The 2,175-nt window shown below is 33.4% G+C and carries 1 protein-coding gene; it reads right to left on the bottom strand.

What is annotated here, in order from left to right:
* Window positions 1-489 precede the first annotated feature (489 nt).
* Window positions 490-2,175: type ISP restriction/modification enzyme (locus MCY_RS07365; protein ID WP_040296515.1), on the bottom strand; the 1,686-nt coding region annotated here is incomplete at its 5' end.

Genomic DNA, 2,175 nt, shown 5'->3' with positions numbered 1-2,175 from the left:
ATTAGAAATAAAAGTTATTATATTTCAATAAGTTGATTCTTTAAAGAAACAACCTATGTTAAATATAACATGTAAATACAATCTATGTTATATGTATAAGAGGGTTTTGAAGGTATTTTGAGGGTTTTAAGCACCTTCAAAACCTATAAGTAATATAAGAAAATGAATATACATAACTCTCTTTAAACAAAGCTTTTGAAAAGGATAAAGCTATCATTTTAGATTACGGTATAATCTCTTAAAGGCAATTCAAAAGAAGTGTATTCACTTTAAGAGTGGGTTTCTTAAAAATCTTAAAGCAATCCAAAGTAGAGTGTTTAAAAGTACAAAGCCTTATTTTTTAGAATAACACATGATAAATTATCCTTTTAAAGATGGTATGTAAGAAATGTATAAAGGGGGTATAGAGTATAAAGAGGTATAGTCTATAGTTATAAGATCCTATACCCCTTATAAAGTTAACATGCCTATCATGTGAGTATGGCAAGTCTATTCAGTTTCTCTAATTTCCAATTTTGGTAGTTTTTTTACGATTTTCATTGTTTCTAAACTTACGGTAATAACTCTTTGGAACAACTCTAGAGGGTAGGCAGGGTTTCCAACGGTTTCAACAGCATAACGATTGGCATCATTCACAATGCCGCTCTTTTTATCAGTCTTAACGCATTGACGCCCCATAACCCATTCAAGAGCGGGTCTACCATTGACGATATACTCATAAGCTTCGAGAGGGATATCTGTTATTGTGATATTGCTGTTATAAATAACCGTTGATTTATCCTTTTCGGATTTTCCTTTCTCTTTAGCTGCTTTTGCGAATTTCATTTCAGTTACATAATAGAATTTCTCAGGATTAGAGATCTCTGTTTGTTTTGGATTGCCTTTTTTAAAGGTCACTGGATAAGGCTCTACATCTTCATAATTCACATGCAAATGACCCAGTTCACGCCCTGCTGTCACAAATTTCCAAAAATCATCAGCAGCTTTTACACAAGGAATACGAGGCAGTTCTTTACATAAATTATGAGTATAACGGGTGCGATAATCTTCCGAATGAAGTAGACCGTAAACGTAATAGAACAAATCATCTTTCGTGATAGTTTCATTAGGATAAGCCGCTTTAAAATGGTCTAGACCTTCATCAGTTATGGCATCACGTTTCTGTAAACCAGCTGTTTTGTTTGCTTCTGTGGCATTTGCAAACAAATGGGATTGTTGCTTACTTTTACTTTTTGAGACTGTAGTGTCTTCGTAAATATAACGTGGAAAGCATTGTCCTTTATCTATTGTGTCATGGTTAGGTAAATTCTTAGTCATCAATACAGAAAAGCCACTTCTTCCTCCAACAGCAGAAAATTGTATTACTTGATTTTTAACCGCTTGTCCTATCGGGAATATACGAGGCATTTGATAAACCCCATCGTTAAAGACGCGATTATAATAAAGCCACTGCTTAGTAAAAGGACGATAAAGACTTTGAGTAAGACCGTAACACTCAAACTTAAAGAGTTTTTCTTTTACCAATTCTTGTTTAATATTATGACTCCAACTGATCTTTTTTATATCTGTATTGACGAAATTATCTACAGCATTTGCACGTGTTTTACGATCAGAGTGTCGATAGGTCGTATTAAAACGTTCTACTTCGCTGTTATAGAACGTAATCATATTATTCATGTTTTGTGATAGAGCTTCACGGCTTGAGTTATATGCCCAAGCATCACGATTAGTTTTTAGACCACAAGAAAAATTTTTAAAGAGCTTTTTATTATGTCCTTTCTTATCACCTAAAGCTAAGAATGTTTCAAAATTGTTATCACGTTGATTTATCCAATCACCGTACTTGTCTGGTATAATTATTTGCCAGCTTTGTTCACGTGTAATACCACCAATACTACCAAAGTATTTGAGAGCTGTAAGTTTTTCTTTTATCGTACGATTATTACCAATATCATGATAGTAAATTTTACAAGGTCCAACAGCATTGGGATTTTTGATAAATAGCGTTACCGCAATACCTGTCATACTACCACTCCCAAAAATATTTTCACCTTCTTGAGCAACACCATTGCTTAACATATTTTTACGGATATCCCCCCGTAAATTAAGCACATAAATGCTCGTAAATTCTTTGGCTAAAGATTTTCGTAATCCATCCATTGTTGACTTTTCTAT

The sequence above is a fragment of the Bartonella rattimassiliensis 15908 genome, from assembly GCF_000278215.1.
Lineage (GTDB): Bacteria > Pseudomonadota > Alphaproteobacteria > Rhizobiales > Rhizobiaceae > Bartonella > Bartonella rattimassiliensis.
The sequence above is the reverse complement of the archived record's forward strand: the minus strand, read 5'-3'. Positions and strand labels throughout refer to the sequence as shown.